The organism is Streptomyces camponoticapitis (assembly GCF_014646115.1).
Classification (GTDB): domain Bacteria; phylum Actinomycetota; class Actinomycetes; order Streptomycetales; family Streptomycetaceae; genus Streptomyces; species Streptomyces camponoticapitis.
Genome location: NZ_BMMV01000002.1, coordinates 457773 through 478992 on the forward strand (window position 1 = coordinate 457773; position 21220 = coordinate 478992).

The 21220-nt window shown below is 67.5% G+C and carries 24 protein-coding genes and 2 pseudogenes; 13 read left to right on the plus strand and 13 right to left on the minus strand.

All coding sequences use genetic code 11. The features are described 5' to 3' along the window. Positions 1–54: 54 nt before the first annotated feature. Positions 55–399 (plus strand): DUF1801 domain-containing protein, encoded by a 345-nt coding sequence (locus IEY79_RS04760; RefSeq protein ID WP_189105984.1) that lies wholly within the window; start codon positions 55–57, stop codon positions 397–399. 683 nt (positions 400–1082) lie between these two features. On the opposite strand, the gene IEY79_RS04765 is transcribed toward IEY79_RS04760, so the two are convergent. Then, positions 1083–1418, minus strand: a complete 336-nt coding sequence (locus IEY79_RS04765; RefSeq protein WP_189105985.1) for a hypothetical protein — start codon at positions 1416–1418, stop codon at positions 1083–1085. A 252-nt stretch (positions 1419–1670) separates the two neighbouring features. Between IEY79_RS04765 and IEY79_RS04770 the strand changes: the two genes are divergently transcribed. Both IEY79_RS04770 and IEY79_RS04775 read left to right on the plus strand, forming a co-directional pair. Beyond that, a complete protein-coding gene (locus tag IEY79_RS04770) occupies positions 1671–3629 on the plus strand; it encodes a hypothetical protein (protein WP_189105986.1) in 1959 nt (652 codons plus the stop codon). Between the two features lie 161 nt (positions 3630–3790). Next, the gene (locus IEY79_RS04775) at positions 3791–4069 is read left to right on the plus strand and encodes a GlsB/YeaQ/YmgE family stress response membrane protein (RefSeq protein WP_189105987.1); all 279 of its coding nucleotides are present in this window, start codon (positions 3791–3793) and stop codon (positions 4067–4069) included. 148 nt (positions 4070–4217) lie between these two features. Here IEY79_RS04775 and IEY79_RS04780 read toward each other — a convergent pair whose 3' ends face one another. Next, entirely contained in the window at positions 4218–4727 is a 510-nt protein-coding gene (locus IEY79_RS04780; RefSeq protein WP_189105988.1) for a carboxymuconolactone decarboxylase family protein, read from the minus strand. A gap of 46 nt (positions 4728–4773) precedes the next feature. Here IEY79_RS04780 and pdxR point away from each other — a divergent pair, with 46 nt between their 5' ends. Then, complete coding sequence (gene pdxR, locus IEY79_RS04785; protein ID WP_189105989.1) at positions 4774–6201, plus strand: MocR-like pyridoxine biosynthesis transcription factor PdxR; 1428 nt, start codon at positions 4774–4776, stop codon at positions 6199–6201. Between the two features lie 31 nt (positions 6202–6232). On the opposite strand, the gene IEY79_RS37215 is transcribed toward pdxR, so the two are convergent. Continuing rightward, positions 6233–6889, minus strand: a complete 657-nt coding sequence (locus IEY79_RS37215) for a TetR/AcrR family transcriptional regulator (RefSeq protein WP_229700624.1) — start codon at positions 6887–6889, stop codon at positions 6233–6235. A gap of 26 nt (positions 6890–6915) precedes the next feature. On the opposite strand from IEY79_RS37215, the gene IEY79_RS37220 reads away from it, so the two are divergent. Together IEY79_RS37220 and IEY79_RS04800 are read left to right on the plus strand one after the other, a co-directional pair. Continuing rightward, positions 6916–7047 carry an SDR family oxidoreductase gene (locus IEY79_RS37220; protein ID WP_229700625.1) on the plus strand — a complete coding sequence of 44 codons (132 nt, stop codon included), beginning with the start codon at positions 6916–6918 and terminating at the stop codon, positions 7045–7047. Positions 7048–7290: 243 nt separating this feature from the next. Continuing rightward, positions 7291–8592 carry an MFS transporter gene (locus tag IEY79_RS04800; RefSeq protein ID WP_229700626.1) on the plus strand — a complete coding sequence of 434 codons (1302 nt, stop codon included), beginning with the start codon at positions 7291–7293 and terminating at the stop codon, positions 8590–8592. 99 nt (positions 8593–8691) lie between these two features. Here the strand turns inward: IEY79_RS04800 and IEY79_RS04805 are convergent, their stop codons facing one another. The 5 genes from IEY79_RS04805 to IEY79_RS04825 form a co-directional block, all read right to left on the minus strand. Next, complete coding sequence (locus tag IEY79_RS04805; protein ID WP_189105992.1) at positions 8692–9486, minus strand: MerR family transcriptional regulator; 795 nt, start codon at positions 9484–9486, stop codon at positions 8692–8694. Positions 9487–9498: 12 nt separating this feature from the next. Next, on the minus strand, positions 9499–10293 hold the full coding sequence (locus IEY79_RS04810) for an ABC transporter permease (protein ID WP_229700627.1): 795 nt from the start codon (positions 10291–10293) through the stop codon (positions 9499–9501). Next, positions 10290–11246, minus strand: a complete 957-nt coding sequence (locus IEY79_RS04815) for an ABC transporter ATP-binding protein (protein ID WP_189105993.1) — start codon at positions 11244–11246, stop codon at positions 10290–10292. Before IEY79_RS04815 ends, IEY79_RS04810 begins: the two co-directional genes overlap by 4 nt. 101 nt (positions 11247–11347) lie before the next feature. Beyond that, positions 11348–12715, minus strand: coding sequence for a sensor histidine kinase (locus IEY79_RS04820; RefSeq protein ID WP_189105994.1), 1368 nt, complete (start codon positions 12713–12715; stop codon positions 11348–11350). A gap of 53 nt (positions 12716–12768) precedes the next feature. Next, positions 12769–13458, minus strand: a complete 690-nt coding sequence (locus IEY79_RS04825) for a response regulator transcription factor (protein ID WP_189105995.1) — start codon at positions 13456–13458, stop codon at positions 12769–12771. A gap of 460 nt (positions 13459–13918) precedes the next feature. Between IEY79_RS04825 and IEY79_RS04830 the strand changes: the two genes are divergently transcribed. Further along, positions 13919–14293, plus strand: a complete 375-nt coding sequence (locus IEY79_RS04830) for a hypothetical protein (protein ID WP_189105996.1) — start codon at positions 13919–13921, stop codon at positions 14291–14293. Positions 14294–14437: 144 nt separating this feature from the next. Next, positions 14438–14902: an NUDIX hydrolase gene (locus IEY79_RS04835; RefSeq protein WP_229700628.1), complete on the plus strand. Its 465-nt coding sequence runs from the start codon at positions 14438–14440 to the stop codon at positions 14900–14902. A gap of 284 nt (positions 14903–15186) precedes the next feature. Here the strand turns inward: IEY79_RS04835 and IEY79_RS37225 are convergent, their stop codons facing one another. Then, positions 15187–15387 carry a hypothetical protein gene (locus IEY79_RS37225; protein ID WP_229700629.1) on the minus strand — a complete coding sequence of 67 codons (201 nt, stop codon included), beginning with the start codon at positions 15385–15387 and terminating at the stop codon, positions 15187–15189. Between the two features lie 269 nt (positions 15388–15656). Here IEY79_RS37225 and IEY79_RS04845 point away from each other — a divergent pair, with 269 nt between their 5' ends. The 4 genes and pseudogenes from IEY79_RS04845 to IEY79_RS04860 all read left to right on the plus strand — a co-directional run bounded on the left by IEY79_RS04845 (position 15657) and on the right by IEY79_RS04860 (position 17607). Beyond that, entirely contained in the window at positions 15657–15812 is a 156-nt protein-coding gene (locus IEY79_RS04845; protein ID WP_229700630.1) for a transposase, read from the plus strand. Positions 15813–15896: 84 nt separating this feature from the next. Next, positions 15897–16160 (plus strand): annotated as a pseudogene (locus tag IEY79_RS04850) (IS256 family transposase); the annotation flags it as partial. A 52-nt stretch (positions 16161–16212) separates the two neighbouring features. Then, a complete protein-coding gene (locus tag IEY79_RS04855) occupies positions 16213–16767 on the plus strand; it encodes a hypothetical protein (RefSeq protein WP_189105998.1) in 555 nt (184 codons plus the stop codon). 390 nt (positions 16768–17157) lie between these two features. Then, complete coding sequence (locus tag IEY79_RS04860) at positions 17158–17607, plus strand: spore-associated protein (RefSeq protein ID WP_189106060.1); 450 nt, start codon at positions 17158–17160, stop codon at positions 17605–17607. Between the two features lie 301 nt (positions 17608–17908). Here the strand turns inward: IEY79_RS04860 and IEY79_RS04865 are convergent, their stop codons facing one another. From IEY79_RS04865 to IEY79_RS04880, 4 genes and pseudogenes are all read right to left on the minus strand, one after another. Next, a complete protein-coding gene (locus tag IEY79_RS04865; RefSeq protein WP_189105999.1) occupies positions 17909–19435 on the minus strand; it encodes a hypothetical protein in 1527 nt (508 codons plus the stop codon). A gap of 236 nt (positions 19436–19671) precedes the next feature. Continuing rightward, positions 19672–19761 (minus strand): annotated as a pseudogene (locus IEY79_RS38320) (IS5/IS1182 family transposase); the annotation flags it as partial. Positions 19762–20041: 280 nt separating this feature from the next. Next, positions 20042–20263, minus strand: a complete 222-nt coding sequence (locus tag IEY79_RS04875) for a DUF6480 family protein (RefSeq protein WP_189106000.1) — start codon at positions 20261–20263, stop codon at positions 20042–20044. A gap of 291 nt (positions 20264–20554) precedes the next feature. Then, the gene (locus IEY79_RS04880; protein WP_189106001.1) at positions 20555–21067 is read right to left on the minus strand and encodes an SMI1/KNR4 family protein; all 513 of its coding nucleotides are present in this window, start codon (positions 21065–21067) and stop codon (positions 20555–20557) included. On the opposite strand from IEY79_RS04880, the gene IEY79_RS37965 reads away from it, so the two are divergent. Further along, the gene (locus IEY79_RS37965; protein WP_268240577.1) at positions 21048–21173 is read left to right on the plus strand and encodes a hypothetical protein; all 126 of its coding nucleotides are present in this window, start codon (positions 21048–21050) and stop codon (positions 21171–21173) included. The two genes, IEY79_RS04880 and IEY79_RS37965, sit on opposite strands and share 20 nt — an antisense overlap. Positions 21174–21220: the final 47 nt, after the last annotated feature.

The window sequence follows — 21220 nt, forward strand, 5'->3', positions numbered from 1 at the left end:
GACCTTGGACGCGAGAACACCGGCGCCGAGTCAAGCGCTTACCCGGAGGAAAGTATGAACGACGACATCACGAACTACATCGAGAAGACGCAGCACTGGCAGGCGCAGGTGTGCACAAAGCTGCGGGAGGTGGTGCACAGCACCATCCCCGGGGCCGAGGAAGCATTCCAGTACGGAAAGCCCCACTTCCTCCGCGACGGGCGTCACGCGGCGGTCATCCATGTCGCGAGAGACAAGGTCACATTCATGGTCTTCGACGCGGAGAGCATCGAGGCCGTACCGAAGTTGCTGCGGCCGCTCGGCAAGGGTGAGCGGAAGGCCGTCGACATCCGTGAAGGCGACTCAGTCGACTACGACTTCGTCGCCGATGTCCTGCGCCGGACCAGCGGCGCACGCTGACCAATTGACGCGGGCGCGCGAGGAAGGAGAGGTGTCCAACCCCGCTTCCGCCGACCTCGGTTTCCGGCTCTTCTTGCGCGCGGTCAATCGCCACGCTGCCGCTGACCGCCCGTGCCGGGCAGCGCTGGTCCCCGGAACGTGCGGGCAACCAGAGCAGAGCCTGGGTCGGCGGATCAGACACCCGATGAATCCCTGAGGAGTTCAGCTGGCGCTGCAAGGTCCGATGGCGACCGCGTCCTCAACACCCCTGCCAGTACAGCAAAGTTGGTGCGGCATGCTTGCGTAGACCCCTGACAGGAGGAGGCGGGCGGCTCGACTATTCACCAAACATAGGATGTAAGTGCGCGGTCCTGGCCCTCAGCCCGCCGGAGGCACCTCTACAGACGCACGCGAGTCCGCCAGCGGACGCGATACCCGTACGACCTTGACCAGCCGGGCCCGAACCCCCGTCGCCGGAACACCCTTTGATGAGAATTCGCGCTGCCCGGCCGCCCCCCCAGGCCAGCCCTCCGCTCACTCGGAGGCCGTCTCGTATCCGTACATGGGAAGGACCCGCCCATGTCACCACAACGTTCGATCACGCGGAGGCTGCTGCGCCGCGTCGGCCCGATCGCAGCAGCCCTCGGTCTGATTCTGACGGCACCCGTAGTTCAATCCGCCGCTGCCGCGCCCTCCGTGACGCTCTACGCGTCGCCGTCCAGGGCGGGTTCGACCTGTTCGTCCTCGGCCCCGTGTTCCCTGTCCGGTGCGCAGGAGGCGGTTCGAACGCATCTCGCCGCGGAGAGTTCGGCGGACGTCAGCGTCCTGCTGGCCGACGGTGTGTATCGCTTGTCGAAGACCTGGTCCCTCGGCCCGGCGGACTCGGGCACGCCGGGCCACCCGGTGGTGTAGAGGGCCGCGCCAGGCGCACATCCGGTGATCTCGGGGGCCTCACAGGTCACCGGGTGGACGCAGCTCGGATCGAGCGGGGTGTGGTCCGCTCCGGTACCCGGCTCCAGCAACAGCCGCCAGCTGTACATCGGCGGCCGTAAGGTCCCGATAGCACAGGCGACCCCGGCGAGCCTGGGGTTCCGGGGCTCGTGGACAGGAACGTCCACGGGCTACACGATCTCCGGCGACCAGGCGGCGATGGCGCGGTTCGGCTCGCTGACCGCGAGCCAGGTGGCGGGAGTCGAGTTCGCCTACCCTGGTGGCAACGGGCCGTGGACCGAGTCGAGATGCCGCGTGGCAAGCTTCTCCGCGGCGACCGGAACGCTGAGGATGAGCCAGCCGTGCTGGACCAACGTGACCGCCCGGGCGTCCTACGCGCAAGCCAGCGGTGGCCTGCCGTCCATGTCGCCCAACACGATGCCCGCGCGCATCGAGAACGCGCAGGCCTGCTCGGGTCCGGGCAGTGGTTCCTGGACGGCGCCGGCGGCAAGCTGTACTACAAGCCTTCCGCCGGCCAGCAGATGTCCGCCCTCGACGTCGAACTGCCGCGCCTCGAAACCCTGGTCCAGGGTGCCGGTATCCTCGCGGCGCCCATCCACGACATCACCTTCAGCGGTCTTCAGTTCTCGTTCGCGACCTGGAACGCTCCCTCCACCAGTTCCGGGTTCGCCGATGTGCAGAGCAATCTGCGGATGACCGGTGCGAACAACCAGGGTATGTGCGGGTTCTCCAATCCCGCGGGAAGCTGCCCCTGGGGAGCCCTGACCCAGCCCCTGGCGAACGTCTCGTTCACCGCTTCCAAGAACATCACGCTCACCGGCAACCGGTTCGCCGGACTCGGCGGAGCCGGACTGGGCGTGATGTACGGAGCGACCAACACCCTCATTCAGGGCAACGAGTTCACCGACATCGCCTCCACCGCGATCCTCCTCGGCTGCACCTACGACCCGCTGCCGACCAACCCGTCCGACGCCGCGGGGATAAAGCAGAACTGCACCCCCAACGGAGCGAATGAGACCGCAGCGACCGGCACCAACGAAATCCTGACCGGTACCACCGTGGCGGACAACGTCATCCATCACATCGGCACCGACTACTCGTCGGCCAGCGGCATCACCCTGCTGTTCTCGCGGCACACGACCATTACCCGGAACAACCTGTACGACCTGCCCTACACCGGCATCACGGCCGGAGTCATCCAGGGCCACGTCAATCAGGCGAGCACCCCGCAGAACACCACGAACATCAACAGCTCGAACACCATCAGCAACAACATCCTCCATGACTACCTGTCCGTCCGCAGCGACGGAGGCGCCGTCTACGTCGAGGGACACCAGGCGCAGTACGTGTACCAGGCTGACGGGAAGACGATCGACCCGGTGCGGACACTGGCCAAGGGCCTTCAGGTCACCGGCAACATCGCCTACAACGGCCCCACGACCAACTTCACCTACTACAACGACGCCGGCTCGGAATGGATCAACTGGCAGGGCAACATCGCCTTCCGCGCCGGTGACAAAGCCCACGGCGGCTGTAGCCCGACAGGCCACTTCTGGATCACCGGCAACTACTTCTCGGCCGGCATCCAGTCGTACCCGTGCGCCCAGCCGGTCGACACTCACGCGAGTGGCAACACGACCATCCCGGCCAACCCCAAGCCGTCCGACCTTCCCAACGCCCTGGTGCGCGCCGCGGGTGCGGGCTCCGGTTCCTTCACGCCTGCCCTCTCCGTCCCCGCGAACATCTTCTACGTGTCGCCCACGGCCAACGCCACGGAGGTCCTCGTCGCGGGTGAGGGCTTCGGCCCGACGACGCCGGTGTACATCGGTACCACCCCGGTCGCCGGTGTGACCCATCTGTCCAGCGGGTTCATGATCGTCCCGATCCCGGCCGGCACCTCGGCCGGGCAGATCTCCCTCACTCCGCAGGTCCCCGGATCCATCCGGCTCAACGACGACGACGGCAGCATCACCTACAGCGGATACGCGTACGCGGGCGGCCGCTCGTACGGCGACCACCAGAACGACGTCCGCTACGCGACCTCGAACGGATCGACCGCGTCACTCACCTTCACCGGCACCAGAGTCACGGTGTACGGCGAGCAGAACACCGACCAGGGAAACATCGGCATCAGCATCGACGGCGGACCGCAGCAGGTCGTCAGCACACTGCCGAGCGACGGCGTACGACATGCGAACGTCGCGGTGTACACGTCCGGTCCGCTCTCCTCGGGCAGACACACCATCGTGGTGACCAAGCTGTCCGGTCAGTACAGCACCCTCGACGGCTTCACCGTGTAACGGCGAGCGAACAGCGACTCCGCAGGAGGAACGGCGCGATCTCCATCCCTTTCGCAGATGATCAGGCTCTCCGGCAGGCAGAGTCGCCGGAATGTTTGTTCGGGCGCGGATGGTGCACACGGTGTGGTGACAGTCTTTGTGTGACGAGATGGAGAAGCACCATGAGCATCATCGCGTGGATCTTTATCGGCCTGCTCGCCGGCGCCATCGCCAAGCTCCTGATGCCGGGCAAGGACCCGGGGGGCATCATCGTCACCATGCTCATCGGCATCGTCGGCGGCCTGCTCGGAGGCTGGCTCGGCAAGGTCGTCCTCGGTGTCGACTCCATCGACGGCTTCTTCGACCTCTCCACCTGGATCGCCGCGATCATCGGTTCGATGATCCTGCTCCTGCTCTACCGCCTCGTCATCGGCAACCGGCGCTCCCACCGCCACGCCTGATCCACCGACGACACACCACATCGGCTCCCTCCTCTGTTCGCAGGGGAGGGAGCCGCGTGTCCGGGACCCACGACGCCCTCATGGCAGGGGGCGGGACCGCGAGGAGCCTTCGGTGCTACGAGGCCGGCCGGCGGAGGTGCGCCGTGTGTCAGTGAGCAGGGCTCGGCGCGTAGTGTCCGGGGACCATCCGGGAGGAGACCCCGAAACGGTTGAAGGCATTGATCGCCACGACGACCGAGATCACGTGCACCAGCTCGGTCTCATCGAGCTCCTTGGCGGCCTTGTCGTAAACCTCGTCCGGGACGAAGCCGTCGGTGAGCACGGTGACCGCTTCGGTCAGTTCGATCGCTGCGATCTCCTTCGCGGAGTAGAAGTGCTTCGACTCGCTCCAGGCGCTGAGCTGGATGATCCGCTCGGCGGACTCCCCGGCGGCCAGGGCGTCCTGGCTGTGCATGTCCAGGCAGAACGCGCAGTGGTTGATCTGTGAAGCGCGGACCTTGATCAGGTTGATGAGACTCTCGGGGAGTCCCTTTTTCGCCGCGGTGTCGAGACGGATCATGGCCTTGAAGACGTCCGGTGCGAGCGTCATCCAGTCGAAGCGCTGGGTGTGCTCGTGCAGGAGGGGCTGTGGGGTTTCTGGTACATCCTGAATCGTCATGTCTTCCACGGTAGAACCAGGAGGAGTGTATGTAAGGTCCAGTTGTATGCGTAAACCTCAGACCACTTCCTCGGCCGACGTACTCGCCAAGGCCGGCATCGATCTGCACCTCGACCTTCAGGGGTCCGGTTTGCGCGCCGGACTGACGGATGCCCTGCGTGACGCGGTGCGTTCGGGAAGGCTGGCACCAGGGACCCGCCTGCCCGCCTCCCGGGCATTGGCCGCCGACCTCGGCATCGCGCGGAGCACGGTGACGGAGTGTTATACGGACTTGGTCGAAGAGGGCTGGCTCACCGCTCGGCACGGTTCCGGAACACGGGTCGCCGAGCGGGCGGAGCCCCGCCGCGCAACGCCCGGGAGCGCCTCGGTCGAGCCCCGGCGACGGCCCGTGCACGGACTGGAAGCCGGAGCGGTGGACTTCGCGGAGTTCCCTCGTGCTCCATGGCTCGCCGCCGCGCGCCGGGCATTCGCCGTGGCGTCCCACAGCGCGTTTGGCTACGGTGATCCGCTCGGCAGCATGGAGTTGCGGACAGCTCTCGCCGACTATCTCTCCCGGGTGCGAGGGGTGTACGCCGGACCCGGGCAGATCATCATCACCTCGGGGTTTCACCACGGTCTGACGGTGCTCGCGCGGGCGCTCAAGGGGCGGGGCGTCGAGGCGGTGGCTGTTGAAGGGTACGGCCTCGACATCTACCGGGCGGTGCTCGGCGACGAGGGCATGGGCATCCCCCCTCTGAGGGTCGACGAGGACGGGGCACGCATCGACGATCTGGTCGAACTGAGAGATGTGGTCGCGGTGCTCCTGACTCCGGCGCATCAGTTCCCCACGGGCTTCGCACTGTCCACCGAACGACGTGCGGCCGTGCTCGACTGGGCCCGCAGCCATGGCGGGCTGATTCTTGAGGACGACTACGACGGCGAGTTCCGCTACGACCGCAAACCGGTGGGGGCTCTCCAGGGTCTGGACCCCGAACACGTCGTGTACTTCGGAACGGCCAGCAAATCCCTCGCGCCGGCTCTGCGGTTGGCGTGGATGGTCGTACCCGAATATCTCCTCCCCGCCGTCGCGGCGGCCAAAGGCCGCGTTGACACGGTGAGCGTCGTGGATCAGTTGATCTTCACCGAGTTCCTGACCTCGGGCGCGTTCGACCGCCATGTGCGCGGCCGACGGAAGAACTACCGGCGGCGGCGCGATGAGCTCATCGCGGCCCTCGCTCAGAACGCCCCTGACATCCACGTCGCCGGCATGGCCGCCGGGCTGCAGGCCGTCCTCGTCCTCCCGGCCGGCACGGAGGCGTCGGCCCTCCGGGCCGCGGCACGGCAAGGGCTCACCGTCAGCGGAATGGCTGAGTTCCGCCACCCTGCGGCCGACGCTCGCCTGCCTCGGCGGGACGCGCTGGTCGTCAACTTCTCATCCGTGTCCGACAGCGCATGGCCAGGAGCACTGAGAGCGCTGTGTGCCGTGCTGCGATGACCGACGCACAGGAGCCGCGGCGAGACCCGTTCTAGTCGGCCTGCCGTCGCTGATCGCCCAGAGCCGTCAAGGGGAGCGCGTCGAGCGCCGTCAGGGCGATGGCGGTCAGATCCGCCCTGCTCACCCCGGCTGCGCCCAGAACCTCCATACCGCGCGCGACCATGACGTAGAACGCCGCCAGCGGGGTGGGGTCAGCCTCGGTCTCGACCTCGCCGGCCTCCTGGGCGTCCACGATGCAATCCCGGTAGACCTCCTGGAGCTCTCCCAACGCGTCGAGGGCCGATTCGGAGACCTCCACGTCACGATGGCCCAGCTCGACTGTGGCCTTGGTGAACAAGGACCCCTGGACATCCGCCGCGCTGTGGGTGATCGCGAGCGTCAACAGCTGCCCGCGGATCCGTTCGAGCGGTGTCGAGGAGCTGCCCGACAGCGCCTCCCTCACCGGCTCGGGCGCGACACGAGCGTCCGAGCTCAGCGCCCGGAGGAAGAGCTCCCTCGTCCCCCCGAACGAGTTGTAGAGACTCTGCTTGCCCAGCCCGGTCGCGGCGACGAGATCGTCCAGGGTCGTACCGGCGTAACCCTTCACCGCGAAGAGCTCGCCCCCAAGGGCGTGCGCGTGAACGTGGTCGTCCCCGGAAACGTCGAAACGCCCGGCGCCGACAAGATCCGCACCGACATCGCCGACCACCTCGGAGGGAACGCCCAGCGGGAGCTGTGGCCCCGCTGGGCCGCAAGGGTGTCCCGAACGACATCGCTCAGGCCGTGCTCTTCCTCGCCTGGGCGCGCGCGGAGTGGATCACGGGGAGCGTACTGCGCGTTGACGGGGGCGCCGCGGTCACCGTCTGACGCCAGACTCCACGAGAGGCAACGGCGCGTTGCTCCGGCTCCCGACGAGCCGCGTAGCCAGGCGCCCGTTGCGCGTTCCGCGTGGCTACCCACGAGCTTTCCGAGAGCAGGAACAGCCCAGCAAGTGGACCGGAATGCCGAGCCACAGGTGGACTAAAACCGTAGGCCTCTTCTCCCTAGCGTGGAGAGCACAACGGCCGAGAACCTTCCTACCGGCCTCCTTCACTTCCGTAAGGAGCCACCGTGCTTTCCACTCAACCCGCCACTTCCTCCGGCGCCGCGCCGAGCCGGCGAAAGCTGCCCCCGGGCCTCGCGATGACGGGCGCCGCCACTGCCTTCACGAGCCTGTATCTCGCGGCGGGGGCGCTGACGCCGATGCTGGTGGCCTACAAGCAGCGATGGGATTTCCCACCCGAGATGCTCAACGTGGCGTTCGCCGTCTACGCGATCGGGTTCCTCGTCGCGGCACTCACCCTGGGGTCACTCTCGGACCACATCGGGCGCCGCCCCGTGTTGATCGGCGCCCTGGTGGTGCAGCTCGCCTCGAATCTCCTGTTCCTGTTCAGCACGGACATCAACTGGGTCGTCGCCGGACGCATCGTCCAGGGCATCGCGAGCGGAGCGGCGACCTCGGCGTTCACCGCCGCACTGGTCGAGTTCGCCCCGGAGAACAAGAAGAGGCTCGGCACGATCCTCGGTAGCGTCAGCCTCACCGGCGGTCTCGCGATGGGGTCCCTGATGGCGGGGCTGGCCATTCAGCTCACCCCGTCGGCGAACACCATCGTCTTCATCGTGCTGATCACGCTCACCGTCCTAGGCGGCATCACGGTGTTCGCGTCTCCCGAGACGGTGACGCGCAACGCCGGGGCCGGGCAGTCGATGATTCCCCGCATCTCCATCCCCGCGGCGGCGCGCAAGGAGTTCTACGCCGCCGCACCAGTGGTCGCCGCGGTGTGGATGCTCGCCGGTCTGTCGGGTGGGCTGGCGCCGAACATGGTCCGCAGCGTCTTCCACCTGAACAGTGGCTTCCTGGGGGGCGTGGCCGGGTTCGTCGCTCCGGCGGTGTCCACGATCATCGGACTCGCGTTCGCCAGGATCGACTCGCGCCGTGCGATGACGATCGGTATCAACGCCTCCGTCATCGGCGCCGCCAGTATCATCGGGGGAGTCCTCGCCGGGAGCCTGCCGATCATGATCGTCGGGCAGGCGGTCGCCGGTATCGGATTCGGCGCCGCCTTCACCGCGGCGCTCCAGCTGATCTTCCCCCTGGTGGCACCGCACCAGCGCGCCGGCATCGTGGCCGCGATCTACGTCGTGTCCTACCTCGCGTTCGGACTGCCGATCGTCATCGAGGGGCAGCTTGTCGAACCGTTGGGCGAGATCCCCGCGGTGGTCTGCTACACCGCCCTCACCATCCTCCTGGCCCTCATAAGCCTGTTGGCCCAGGCGCGCCTCAACCGGGGGCGCGAGAACACCGGTTCCCACAAGGGAAATCCGCCGAAGAACCTGGTGGCATCCCCTGCCCAGGGGCTGTCCCGCAAGTGATCCTCCGTGTCCGCGAACCGCGGCCCGTCCCGTCGGCCCCGATCACTTCTCGCGGCAGCGTTTGTCGACGAGCGAGGAACGCCGCACCGCGGCGTGTTCCTACCGTGCTCCGGCCGCACCCTGAGTGGGGCTCACGCGCTCAAGCTTGGTCCAGCCGGTCCAGCCTCGCTTCGTCAGCAGCTCGATCAGCCGGCGGGCCGGCGGCAGGGTGTCGAACACATGCGTGTCCAGCAGCTGGGCGAACAGCGGCTCGATGTCGGTGCCGTCGACAGAGAAATCGCCCTGCGCCTCAGCCATTCGCGTGATGTAGGCGGCCAACCCGTCGGCCAGTTCGACCAGTCGTGGGTCGTCGTCCGTCCGGTCCAGAGCTTTGCTCAGGGTGAGGTAGAAGGCGATGATCTGCGGGTCGGCGATCTGCTCCCGCTTGCGTGCCATCCACTCGGGGACCCGCTCGGGTGAGCGCGCGGCCAGCGGGATCCAGCCGTCGCGTTCGACCTGGACAATCCGTTCGTCGACCCCGAGGGCCCGCAGCCGGTCAAGGAAGTCGACCACCTCCTGGGGCAGTGCCAGGTTGTCCCCGGCGGCGAGGCGGGCGATCCCCTCGCGGTGCCGCTGCCGCTCCCGGATCTCCGCCCGCAGCCGCTTGTCGATATCCGCGACTGCCGCGGCGAAGTCCTCCTCGCCGGCCTGCAGCAGCTCCCGTACGCGCGCCAGCGGGACCCCGGCGTCGGCGAGGGTCCGGATCCTGACCAACTCGACTACGGCGCCCGCGTCATACCTCCGATAGCCGGAGTGGTCCCGCTCCGGCTCCGGCAGCAGCCCCTTGGCGTGATAGTGCCGCACCGCGCGCACCGTCACTCCCGCGTACGACGCCAGCTCGCCGATAGTCAGCATCAGAGCAGTCTCCTAGTTCCCGGCCCGGGTCCGGTAGAGATACCGCGACCAGAGGTAGCCGACCAGCCCGATCACCACACACCAGCCGATGGCCAAGAGCACGTCCGAACCAGCCGGTGATCCGGCCAGCAGACCGCGGAAGGCGTTCATGATCGGCGTGAACGGCTGGTACTCGGCGAACCACCGCAGCCCGGTCGGCATTGAATCGACCGGTACGAACCCGCTGCCCACGAACGGCAGCATGATGAAGATCATTGGCCAGTTGCTCGCGGCCTCCGGGTTCGGGCTCACCAACCCCAGCGCCACGGTGAACCAGGTCATCGCGAACGACAGCAACGCGAGCAGACCGGCCAGTCCCAGCCATTGCGTCGTCGAGGCTGCCGTCTCCAATCCGAGCGGGAATGCCGTACCGAAGACCGTTGTGAGTGCCAGACCGGTCTGGATCATCGCGCCGAGCACATGGCCGGTAAGCACCGAGACCTTGGCGATGGCCATGGTTCGGAACCGGTCGATGATCCCGCCCGTCATGTCGGTGGCGACCGAGACCGCGGTACTGATGGACACGCTTGCCACCGCCATCACCAAGATCCCGGGAGTGATGAACGTCAGGTAGTCGGCGCGGTCCCCCGCCGGGACTCCGGGCAGACCGGCGCCCATGGTGCCGCCGAAGACGTAGACGAACACCAGCAGGAACAGCAGCGGCAGGCCGATCAGCATCAGCGTCTGCGACGGGTACCGGGCCATGTGCTTCAGGTTGCGGCGAAGCATGGTCGCCGAGTCGCGGACGGCATACGTCGCGCTGTTCACGCCGGCACCTCCGTGAGAAACTCGTCGGCGGGGGAGTGGTCGGTGATAGCCAGGAACACGTCATCCAGGTCTGCCGTGTGCACGGCGAGCCCGGTGACCGCGTCGTCGTCGATCCCGGCCAACAGCCGTCGCAGCGTGGAGAGACTGCCGTCGTGCGGCAGGGTCACGGTGAGTGCCGCGGCGTTCCGGCTCGCCTCGGGGAACCGGCCCGCCAACTCGGCCAGCCGCTCGCTGTCGGCGGCCTGAAGCTCGATGTGACCGCCGGGGACCAGCCGCTTCAGCTCGGCCCCGGTGCCCTCGGCGACCAGCCGGCCCCCGTCGAGCACACCGATCCGGTCGGCGAGCTGGTCGGCCTCCTCCAGGTACTGGGTGGTGAGGAAGACGGTGACCCCGTCGGCCACCAACTCCCGCACGATGCCCCACAGGTCACGGCGGCTGCGTGGGTCGAGGCCGGTGGTCGGCTCGTCGAGAAAGATCAGCCGCGGCCCGCCGGCCAGGGTCATCGCAAGGTCCAGACGCCGTTTCATACCGCCGGAGTACGTCACAGCGCGCCGATCGGCGGCATCGGCCAGATGAAACCGTTCCAGCAGGCGCCCCACCACACTCTTCGCCTGGCGCCGGTCCAGGTGACCGAGGTCGGCCATCAGCCTCAGATTCTCCCGCCCGGTCAGTAACTCGTCCACGGCGGAGAACTGCCCGGTCACACCGATCGACGCACGCACCCGATCGGCCTCACCGCGTATGTCGTACCCGGCGACCTGAGCCTGCCCGGCGTCTGCGGGGAGCAACGTGGACAGGATGCGGACCGTGGTGGTCTTGCCGGCCCCGTTTGGTCCGAGCAGGGCGTAGACGGTGCCCGCAGGGACGGTCAGGTCGACTCCTGCGACCACCTCGTGGTCGCCGTACGACTTGCGTAGCCCGGCGACCTCGATCGCACTGGTTCTCGTAGTCATGCCCACCATGCTGCGAGGTTGCCCCTGCGTCAGGGTCAACTGTTGCGGCGGCACGGCGGCATCGCGGCACGGCCTCGGCCGCCAGGCCGCCGGACGGAGCGCTATCCGTCCTCGTGGACCGGGCCGGGGCAAACTGCGGGCAGCCGGAGGGCGAAGTGCGCGCCGCCTTGGCTCGGGACGGTCCTGAGGGTGCCGCGGTGGACTGTCGTGATGTGGTGGGCGATGGCGAGGCCGAGACCGGCGCCGCCGGTGTCGCGGGTGCGGGCGTCGTCAAGGCGAGTGAAGCGTTCGAAGATCCGCTGATGGTCCTCGGGTGCGATGCCGGGGCCATCGTCACGGACGTCGACAACGGCTTCACCGTGGAGGGTCTCGTAGGTCAGGCGGACGGTGATCGTGTTCGTCGCGTGGCGCTCGGCGTTGTCGAGGAGATTGGCGAGGACGCGGGCGAGCAGGGCCTCGTGGCCCTGCACGGTGACGGGAACGGGACCGGTGTTCGCCTCGATGTCGATACCGCGCGGTGGTCGGCGTCGGACGGTCTCCTCACGCACGAGGTCGGTGAGATCAATGGTCCGAGGACGCCAGTGACTGTGCTCGGCGTCGAGGCGGGCGAGGAGGAGCAGGTTCTCGGTCAGCTCCTGTACCCGGATCGTGTCCTCGTGGGCCGCGTGGACGACTCGGGGCCAGTCGGCGGTATCAGGCCGGCTGAGGGCAAGCTCAAGTTCGGCGCGGAGAGACGCGAGGGGAGTGCGGAGTTCGTGCGAGGCGTCCGCCGTGAACTGCCGCTGTCGGTGCACAGCCGTCTGCAGCCGCGTCAGCGTGGTGTTCATCGTTGTGGCGAGTCGCGCGACCTCGTTGCCCGCCCGAGGTACCGGGACGCGTCGGTCGAGATGGTGGGCGCTGAGCTCCGCGAATTCAGCACGGATAGCCTCGACCGGGCGCAGAGCCCGGCCAACCGTGAACCAGGTGGTGCCTGCTATCAAGGGCGTGAGTACGAGAACTCCGCCGGCCAGGGACCACACGACGGTGTTCAACTGCGCCTGCTCAGGCTGGATCGAGTAGACCAGCACAACGTAGCCCGGAAACTTGGGGTAGGCGTTCGGTCGGCGAATGGGTTCGGATGAGGTCAGGGGGCTCAGGGACAACGCCCCCTGGCTGCTGAGGGCTTCGTACATCACGTCGCGACCGGTGGGTCCGACCCGGAAGTCGGATTCCATGTCGTAGATCTCCCTGCAGAAGCTGACCCGCTGATCGCCCTGGGGCGCAGGTGAGGTGGAGAGACATCGCGGCACGTGTCTGCCGTTGTGGGTCGCTTGGCTGCCTCTCACCTCCACACGCAGCGTGTGCTCCGTGTCCGAGCTGCGCTGCTGGGCTGTCTGCAGGATCGAGGCCCGTACCGCGATCGCGATGCCGACGGAGGCCGCGGCGAGGAGCATTACGGCGATCGCCGAGGTAAGCAGGGTCAGTCTCATGCGGATGGTGGCGGGGTGCAGCCGACGGAGGGCGGATGCCTGACGAGTCCGGTTCATTGCGGTGAGCCTTTGCCCACGTCCAGGCGGTAACCAGCTCCACGGACAGTGCGGATCGAGGAGCTCCGCTGGAAGGGTGCGTCGAGTTTGCGACGCAGGGCGCTGATGTAGACCTCGACTATGTTGACATCGCCGTTGAAACGGTCGTCCCAGACATGTTCGAGAACCTCGCCCTTCGAGACCGTCTGGCCACCGCGGCTTGCCAGATACTCCAGGACGGCGAACTCGCGGGCGGTCAGCGCCACCTCGCGGCCACCCCGACGGCATTGCCGGGTGGCCGGGTCTACTTCCAAGTCCCCGAGCCGTATGACCGTGGGCCGCGGGGGGCTCCCACGCCGGACAAGGGCGCGTATCCGGGCGGCCAACGCGACGAAGGAGAACGGTTTTGTCACGTAGTCGTCCGCGCCGATGTCCAACCCCTCGGCCTGGTCGTACTCACCGTCCTTGGCGGTGAGCATGAGTACGGGAGTCCACACCCCCTCCTCGCGCAGTCGTGCGCAGATCCGGAAGCCGTTCATCCCGGGCAGCATCACATCCAGAATGATCGCGTCGTACTCGTTCTCCAACGCGAGTTCCAGGCCGCTCTGTCCCTCGTGCGTGATGTCAACGGCGTATCCCTCCCCGATCAGCCCCCGACGTAACAGGTCGGCGAGCCGCCGGTCGTCCTCCACCACGAGAATCCGCATGCCCTCAGCATGACTCCCCGTGGCCGGAAACCTGAAGAGCCTTCAGGTTGTTTCAGGTTCCCCACAGCAGCGCCGTGCCACAGTCTCCTCACGGCCGGGCCCGGTCATCGCAACCCTGGTGTCACAACGACATCGACCTGGACCACTGAGGAGAACACTCGGACGACGAAGTTCACGGCCCGTACGAGCTCCAGGAAGAGGCCGGCCCTCGGGCCGGCCGCCGCCTCAGCGATCGGACTCAGCACCTGGGGGGCGCGGCACGTCGGGGGCTGTCTCGACAACGAAGTTCTCGTTGACCTCAAGTGCGCCAAATATAGCCGTCCTTGATGAGGGCCACCTCGGACCGATCTTCTCCGCGGGACTCAGCTGAGGGATTCCGCGTCTCAACCCGCCGTCGACGAAGGCTGTGGAAAGTGAGAGTTGATCCGACCGCAGCCATTTCAACGCTGGAGGAAAGCAAATGAAACGAACCGCTCTCGGGGTCGCGACCGCGGCCCTCTTCGCTGCCTCGCTGATGACTGCCCCAACAGCCTCTGCCTACAGCTACAACGGGTGCCAGTATCCGCGCGTCTGCTTCTATCTCACTGCCGCCAACTGGAACAACGCTGCTCCGACAGCCGCATACCAGGACATCACCAGCGGGTACCAGGATCTCGGAGACCGAAGCCGCGGGGCCAAATACGTGCGGAACACCCGCGAAGACGACCGGGCAAGTCTGCGTTACGTGGACGTCAACGGTACTGCCAGATACGACTGTCTGCCGCCCAACTCGACAAGGTCCTACACGAACGACATCGTCATCGAGATCAGAATCGAGGACCGTTCCAGTTGTTGAGCCGCGTTGTACGCACGGGTCGGTGTCGCGACCGCCGGGGAATGTCTCCGTCGGATCGGACTTTCCCTGAGATGCACGGGGAATCATAGCGAGGTGCCCCAATCCAGAGTCCCACCCCTCGCAGTCGATGATCGCGGCAACGACTTGGCCTCCTTCGCACGCGGGACCGAAGGCGCGCCACCGCTCGACGCGCCGCTGCCGGCGGCGTTGGTCGGCATCTGGCGGGCCGACCGTGTCCTCATGGTCTTCGATCGATTCCGCCAGGGCTGGGAACTGCCCGGTGGCCGCATAGAGGAAGACGAATCCCCTCGTCAGGCAGCCGCGCGTGAGTTGCTGGAGGAGAGCGGTCAGGTACCCGACGGACCGTTACGGTTCGTCGGCTACGCGGGCTTCGTACTCGCTCCCGACCGGCGAGCGGAGTACGCGGCGTTGTTCGCGGGTCGTACCACCGATATTCGGGACTTCCGGGCCACCGACGAGATCGCGGCCATCCGCTGGTGGAACCTCCGGGAAGTCCTCCCGGGAGGCGTTCAACCCCTGGACGCCTACCTCGCCCGGCTCACGCGCGAGTCGGGCTCCGGCCTCTCCCACGGTTTACGGCGAGGTTAGAACTGCAAGCCGAGTAGTTGTCGACGAGCGCGAGCGGGGGCTTCACCGTGAGGAGCGAAGCCGACGCACCGTGGCGAGGATTCCTGTGGCGAAGGCCGATATCAGGACCGTGAGGCCTGTGAAGATCACTGGATTCACCCAGCCCGGGGCGAGTTCGGTTCCCACGCCGTCTGACGTGACGCACTGAGCACTGACCGGCAATGTCCATCGCGTCACCACATGATCGCCCGGTGCCCCCTGCGACGCGCACATCTGATCCGGGTCCAGGATGTAGAACCCCGACATCACACCGGTCGCGTACGCGCCGTACGCCGCCGCACCGGCCAGGAGCGCACCAGAGCGCAGGTGGTGACAGTGGGCAGACGTCCGACCATGACCGGTTGCTGCTTCCAGACCCGTCGGGCGAGAGTGGCGGCTGCGCCCACGACCAAGCAGGGTGCCAGCAACGGCGCGAGGACCAGGGCGAAGAACAGAAGATCATCCATGCCCGCCCAGACATCAAGCCGGACAGGACTGGTTCCATCGATCCGCCTGAACCGGGCTTGCCGGGGACACCCCTCGCGACAACGACTGTGCTCGCAGGAGCGGGCGGAGCGTGGGCGCCCCGCTGGGTCCGTGCCGTGGCGGCAACGACGCTTGCCGAAGGCAAGGTGGTGCGCCGTTCTGGGAGGAACCGGCGCCCGAGCCTGAACCCGGTGACGACAACTAGGGCGTGTATCGAAAGTGGATCTTGGGTTGTAAATGATCACGGTTCGTGGGTCGGAGAGATCTCACGGACGAGCAGTGGGCGGCGCTGGAACCGTTTTTGCCGAAGGGAGCCAAGGCGGGGCGACCGCCCGTCTGGCCTCGGTGGCAGTTGATCGACGGCATACGGTTCCGGGTCCGCACCGGTGTTCGCCGAGCCCCGTGATCATGCGCAACGGCCGCCACCAGCCGCGGACCGTGGCCACTGCGGCCGGCCTGTCGGCCTCAACTGTGGCCCGGACTGCCGGCGTTCTACGACTTCCCCGCCGAGCACTGGATCCACCTGCGGACCACCAACCCAATCCAAGCCACCCTTTCCACCGTCAAGCTCCGCACCAAGGTCACCCGCGGTGCCGGCAGCCCGGCCGCCGCCCTGGCCATGGTGTTCAAGCTGGTCGAGTCCGCCCAGGACCGATGGCGGGCGATCACCGGTGCCCACCTGGTGGCACTCGTCCGCGCGGGAGCCCGATCCGAGAACGGTGTCCTGGTCGAGCGCCTGGAGCAGGCTGCGTGACCACGCGAGAAACAGGTGCACAGATCCGGCTCAGCGGTGCGACACTGCCCCCATGACCAGGCCGGAGCTCTCCGAACTCGACTATCTGCGGGAGATCGAACGGCTCGCCAAGGCAGTTGTCTCCGCGGCCGCCGGTGAGCAGTGGTACGCCGGCGACACCGAAGGCGAGGGGCCGCTCCAACGGAGTGTCATCGCTCTGGAACGGGCGCTGCTGCACTACCACTTCCCCCTGGACGGGTGCCTGGAGGAGGAGGCAGGGCGCCTACAGGTCCCTCTCGCCGCCGTGGCCCTCATCCGTCCCGAGGCCATGCCCGTCGGCACCGACGAGACCTACCCGCATGCCTGTGTCCGGCTGGGAGTGGAAGCACGCCCCGAAGGGTGGGCGTTGTGGGAGACCTGGGTCGACGGCAACGCGAAGGTCACCATGGTCGTCTCTGCCGTGGACACCACCGAGGGCTTGCTCACCAACTGGGCCAAGGGCAGAGACCTGCTCCCGGTCATGCCGCTGCCCTCCCAGGTCGCCCAGGTCCACGCCGGCTGGACCGGCTGGGGATCGATTTTCTCCCCCTACGGCAAGAGGAAGCTCGGCCTCAACGGGCAGCCGTGATCCACAGGTATTGACTATTGCTCCTCGCACACAGGTGCACTGTCGACGGGCACAAGCACGACCTCGCGGAGAACGGAGCTCCCACCGGCACGGGGAGGTCCCTACGGAACTGACCCTCAACAGAAGGAAAGGGTCGTCGTGCCCGTGCAGGGGGCGGGCCGGCAGTCGTACATACGTACACGTTCCCCTGGCGGCGGGCCCCCTGGGCGTAGGTCATCGACGAGCAGTCGAAGCTGTTCAAATCGTTGATCCCGCAAGGCAGTGCGCCTGATGGCAACGCTTTCCGTGGCACCGCGGCACCTCCGTGTCGAACCGGGTACAACCATCGGCGCCGTTCGGGGGTCTTCCAAGTACGAGCAAACAGCTCGTGTAGTCACAAGGGGGAAAATGATGGGAATTAAGCGTAATGCCGCTGCCGCAGGAGCGTTGACCGCACTGGTGGTGGGCGCCACGGCCACATTCGGCGCCACCGCGCACGCCGCGCCCAACGTCACGCCGCAGGGCGTCTGCGGCAGCGGTTACAAGACCGTGAACTCGGCTCCTATCGGTTCGCACGGCACGGTCTACCTCACGTACAACTCCTCGAACGGCAAGAACTGCGTCGCGACCATCCGCAGCAACCCGGGCTCCGCCAAGCAGATGTCGGCGTACATCCACGTGCCCGACACCGGCGAGTGGGCCGACGACTTCGGGAGCTACACCTCGTACGCGGGTCCGATCCGTGTCTACGGCAAGGGCCACTGCGTGAGCTGGGGTGGCAACATCGCCAACGTGTACGTCTCGGTGGAGAACTCCAACTGCGCGGCTCTCAAGGAGCACCGAGTCACCACCGTCCGCTGACCCAGGCTCAGCGCCCCGAAACAACGAGTTTCCGCGCCGCCCCGTGGGTTCGGCCTTTTGGACCTCACCGCAGACATCTTGGGGAAGGCGTCCGCGCGTCGCGGGGAGGCGCGGAGACTCGCGGCAGTTCGGCCGGTCCGAGTGAAGACCCGGGCCGGCCGAACTGCCCCGACACGACAGACGACTACCCCCCCGGGTCCCACGGCCTTCCCATCCGGGGCCCCGCGTTCTCCGCGTATACCGGCTGCCGGGAGCTGGACTGGGCGACTGTCCGGAGTAGCCTGCATCCGCCGTCCCGTCTTCAGTTGACCTCCCGCACTCTCGCAGCCGTCCGCTCGGCAAGCTCGCGGACGCCGTTCGCGACGTTCTCCGAGAGTTCGCCGAGTATGCCGTCGGCGGCCGTGAGGAGGGCACGGGTCTCCTCACGGCCGCCCGCGTCGGCCAGGGCGAGGGTGAGCCGGTAGTGCTCCTCGGCGATGAAGCCGCCGAGATTGACCTGCTGCCAGTGGCGCAGTGAGTCGTCCCCCGGGGTGGCCAAAGCCTCGCGCACGGCAGCCAGGCTGTCCGAAGCCGGCGAGAGTCGCCCCGCCTCCCGCTCCAGGCGGGCCAGTGTGCGCCAGGCGGAGGCCCGGTCCCATGCCGTCTCCTGAAGGGCGGCGTACAGACGCTGGGCGCGCAGAGCCTGGGGAAGTTCGCCGAGCTCCTCGAAGTCCTGAGCGAGCCCGATCAGTGGAGCTGTGGCCAGGGTGTGGGGTGCCTCGGGGCGGCGGAGTCTGCTCTGGTCCATGAATATGTTGTCGAGTTCGCGGATCAGCGTCACGCGCGCGAGGTCTGTCATCCCCTGATCCCGCGCCAGGTCGGTCCATGTGGAGACAGGTTCGTCCGACGGGTCCGTCCCGAACATCGACTCGTCGAGCCCCCGCGCCCACTGCCGCAACTCGTCCGCGCTCGCACTCGGTCCCGGCATACCGCTCAGGCCCAACGCCGTGTCGAAATCCGTCTCCCGGACCTCAAGCAGCAGCGGCAGATCTCCGGTGTCCCCTCGCAGCCCCACCAGCACGGCCGCGAGCCGCAGTTCGTCTGTCATCGAAGACTGTGCCTCGTGCCGCAGCAGATGCCGCAGCAGCTCCAGATCACCCTCGGCGCGGTCGAACTGCGCGGCTCGAAGGGTGATCCGGCGGCGCACCGGGTTTTCGGCGATTTCATGCCATGAGGTGGGGTCGCCCTCCCTCAACCGGGCGAGATCGGCGCGGCCCGCCGCGAGCACTGGCTCCCACAGCGGGGGACCGGCCGGGCCTATCCGGTCGTACGCGCACCCCTCGTTCGCGTTGAGCAGGACGAAGTCCGGCTCGGTGCGCAGCAGCGCGGCATGCAGACTGCCCACCAGCTCGATCGGGGAGCGTTCCGGGAAGCCCAGCGCGGCACGGAGTTCGGCTCGCTCCTCGTCGATTCCATAGTGCTCACGGATCTGGTCCTCGGTCTCCGTGATGCAGGCCAGGATCTCCTGCTCGCTGTCGTCCGGCGACAGATGTGTGTAGCCGCGCCAGCCGGGCAGGCCGATGATGAGCTCCAGGGTCTCGTCGACACTGGAGCCGATGATCCCCGCGGCGCCCTCCGAGTCGGCGTAGAGCACCGAGCCGTCCGAGCACACGAAGTACGTACCGCCGGTATCGTCCCCGGCTACCGTCTCCAGCGCCTCGCCCGAGGCGAGGCGGACCTCCTCGACATGGCCGTGGACGGCGCGGTCCAGGTCGAAGTCGAAGGGGAAGGCGGCCAGTTCGGCCAAGCGGCGGTCCTGCCGCAGCAGCTGTAGCGCGTGATCCGTCATGTCACAGAACGTAACATTGTGCACTGACAACGGACTCGCGGTCTCGCTGGTAAGGCTGGAGATCGGGGTGCGGTCATGGTCGGCGGTTTGGGCGTTCGTCCCAGCGGTGAGTCGTCCAGGCTTGCCGGATCGGACTACGCGCGGTGATGACGACGGTGCGCCCGCTCGTACAGCGCACGGTGATGTCCTCGGGTAACGGCCCGAGGACATCCAGGCGGCCCAGGGTCGGGGCGGAGCACGCCGAGTCGTATCCACTCGTCACGACGTCCGCTGAGCGTGGTGGCCGAGCAGGTCGTGTCGGTGATCGCCTCGTAAGAACAGTGCAGGTGCTCGACGTCGCTGTCGCGGCCCCGGTCACGCAACGCGCGGGCACGGAGCTCGGTGAGGCCGCTTGGGTCCTTCCGGACCCTAAAGACACCCGCCAGCACCCACGCCGCCACCTCTGAGCAGGAGGCGCGGCCACCAGCGGCACGGTGCCCGTCACGTCGGTCCACCGGCCGGCGCGCGCGAGGTCTTTGGGCTGGACGCGGCGTAGAAGTGGAGCGCGGTGAGGGGCTCCTCCGGAGAATCAGACGTGCGCTCGAATGTGGGCGGCAGGTACCCGCCCTACACGAGCACCGCGTACCCCACCAATCCGACGACGATCATCAAAACCACCACGCCGATCGCGATGAGCGGGCCGGCGGCCCACCCCTTCGGCGGGTCATTCTTCGGCCCGGCCTCGGACGTACTTCCCTCCCCCGGCGGTGTCTCACCGGGCGGCACTCCGCCGCCAGGCTCCAGGCCGGGGGTGTTGTCGGGATCGGGATCGGGGTTCGAGGGAGTCATGGACCGTGGGTGCCCGTTTCGGGTGCGGGATAATCCATCAGATACCGGACAGCGTGAAGTCCCCGATCAGATCGCCGGGCTCGGTGGCGCGCGGGCTACAGGCTTCACGCCTTCTTGCGGCCGGGACGCGTGGCCAACGGCTGGGCCGGCATCACCAGCACTGTCCAAAGCGCCGGTCGGCCGCGTCCGTCGGACCTGCAGAGACGAAGTCCGTGCGTTCGAGCCGGCCCCGGTACCAGTGGGCGAGATCGTGCCCGGTCGGCTCGATCCCTCGGTCTGCCGGTCTGCCGGTCAGGGATCCTCCCAGATGGCACCTCGGTGCGGGCCCGTCATCACCATCAGGGACGCATAGCCGCACCCCTGCTCGCTGAGGAACACCGCGCCCGCCTCCTGGGAGTCAAAGAGCTCCTCGCAGCGCGCATCCCAGGCCGCGTACGCGCGACGGAACGCGTCGTCAGATGTGAAGGCATCCCTCTTGGCCTCCTGTGTCTCGACCGTGGCAAGCTCACTCTGCGGCGCCTCGGCGACGAAGGGGCGTTCGGCGAACGCGGCGGTGGTCGGCTGCCCGGGGAAGGCGAGCCCGATGCCGAGCCACTGCCACCCACCGTTGTCCAAGGCCGGTGACATCAGGCCGTAGTCGGGGTCGGCTCCCCCTCCGCCGACCTGGAGCAGGAAGCTCCGATACTGCTCGGGCAGGCCAACGCCCAGGTCCGACTCCAGTGCCCGGAGCTGTCCCGGTGGGCCGTACGGATGACTCCGTACGGCCCATCCACTGTCACCCGGCTTGTGGTTCTCCTCCGACATCTACTGGGAGGGCGAGTGCGGGAACCAGTGGTTCGACAAGCACTGGGACCTGTCCCAGGTGCCGTACGGGTGCAACAACAGGGCAAGTAGCTTCGACCTGAGCTGAACGGCCAACCCCGTGGGGCCGGTGTCTCGGCTGTCGCGCCGGCGGAT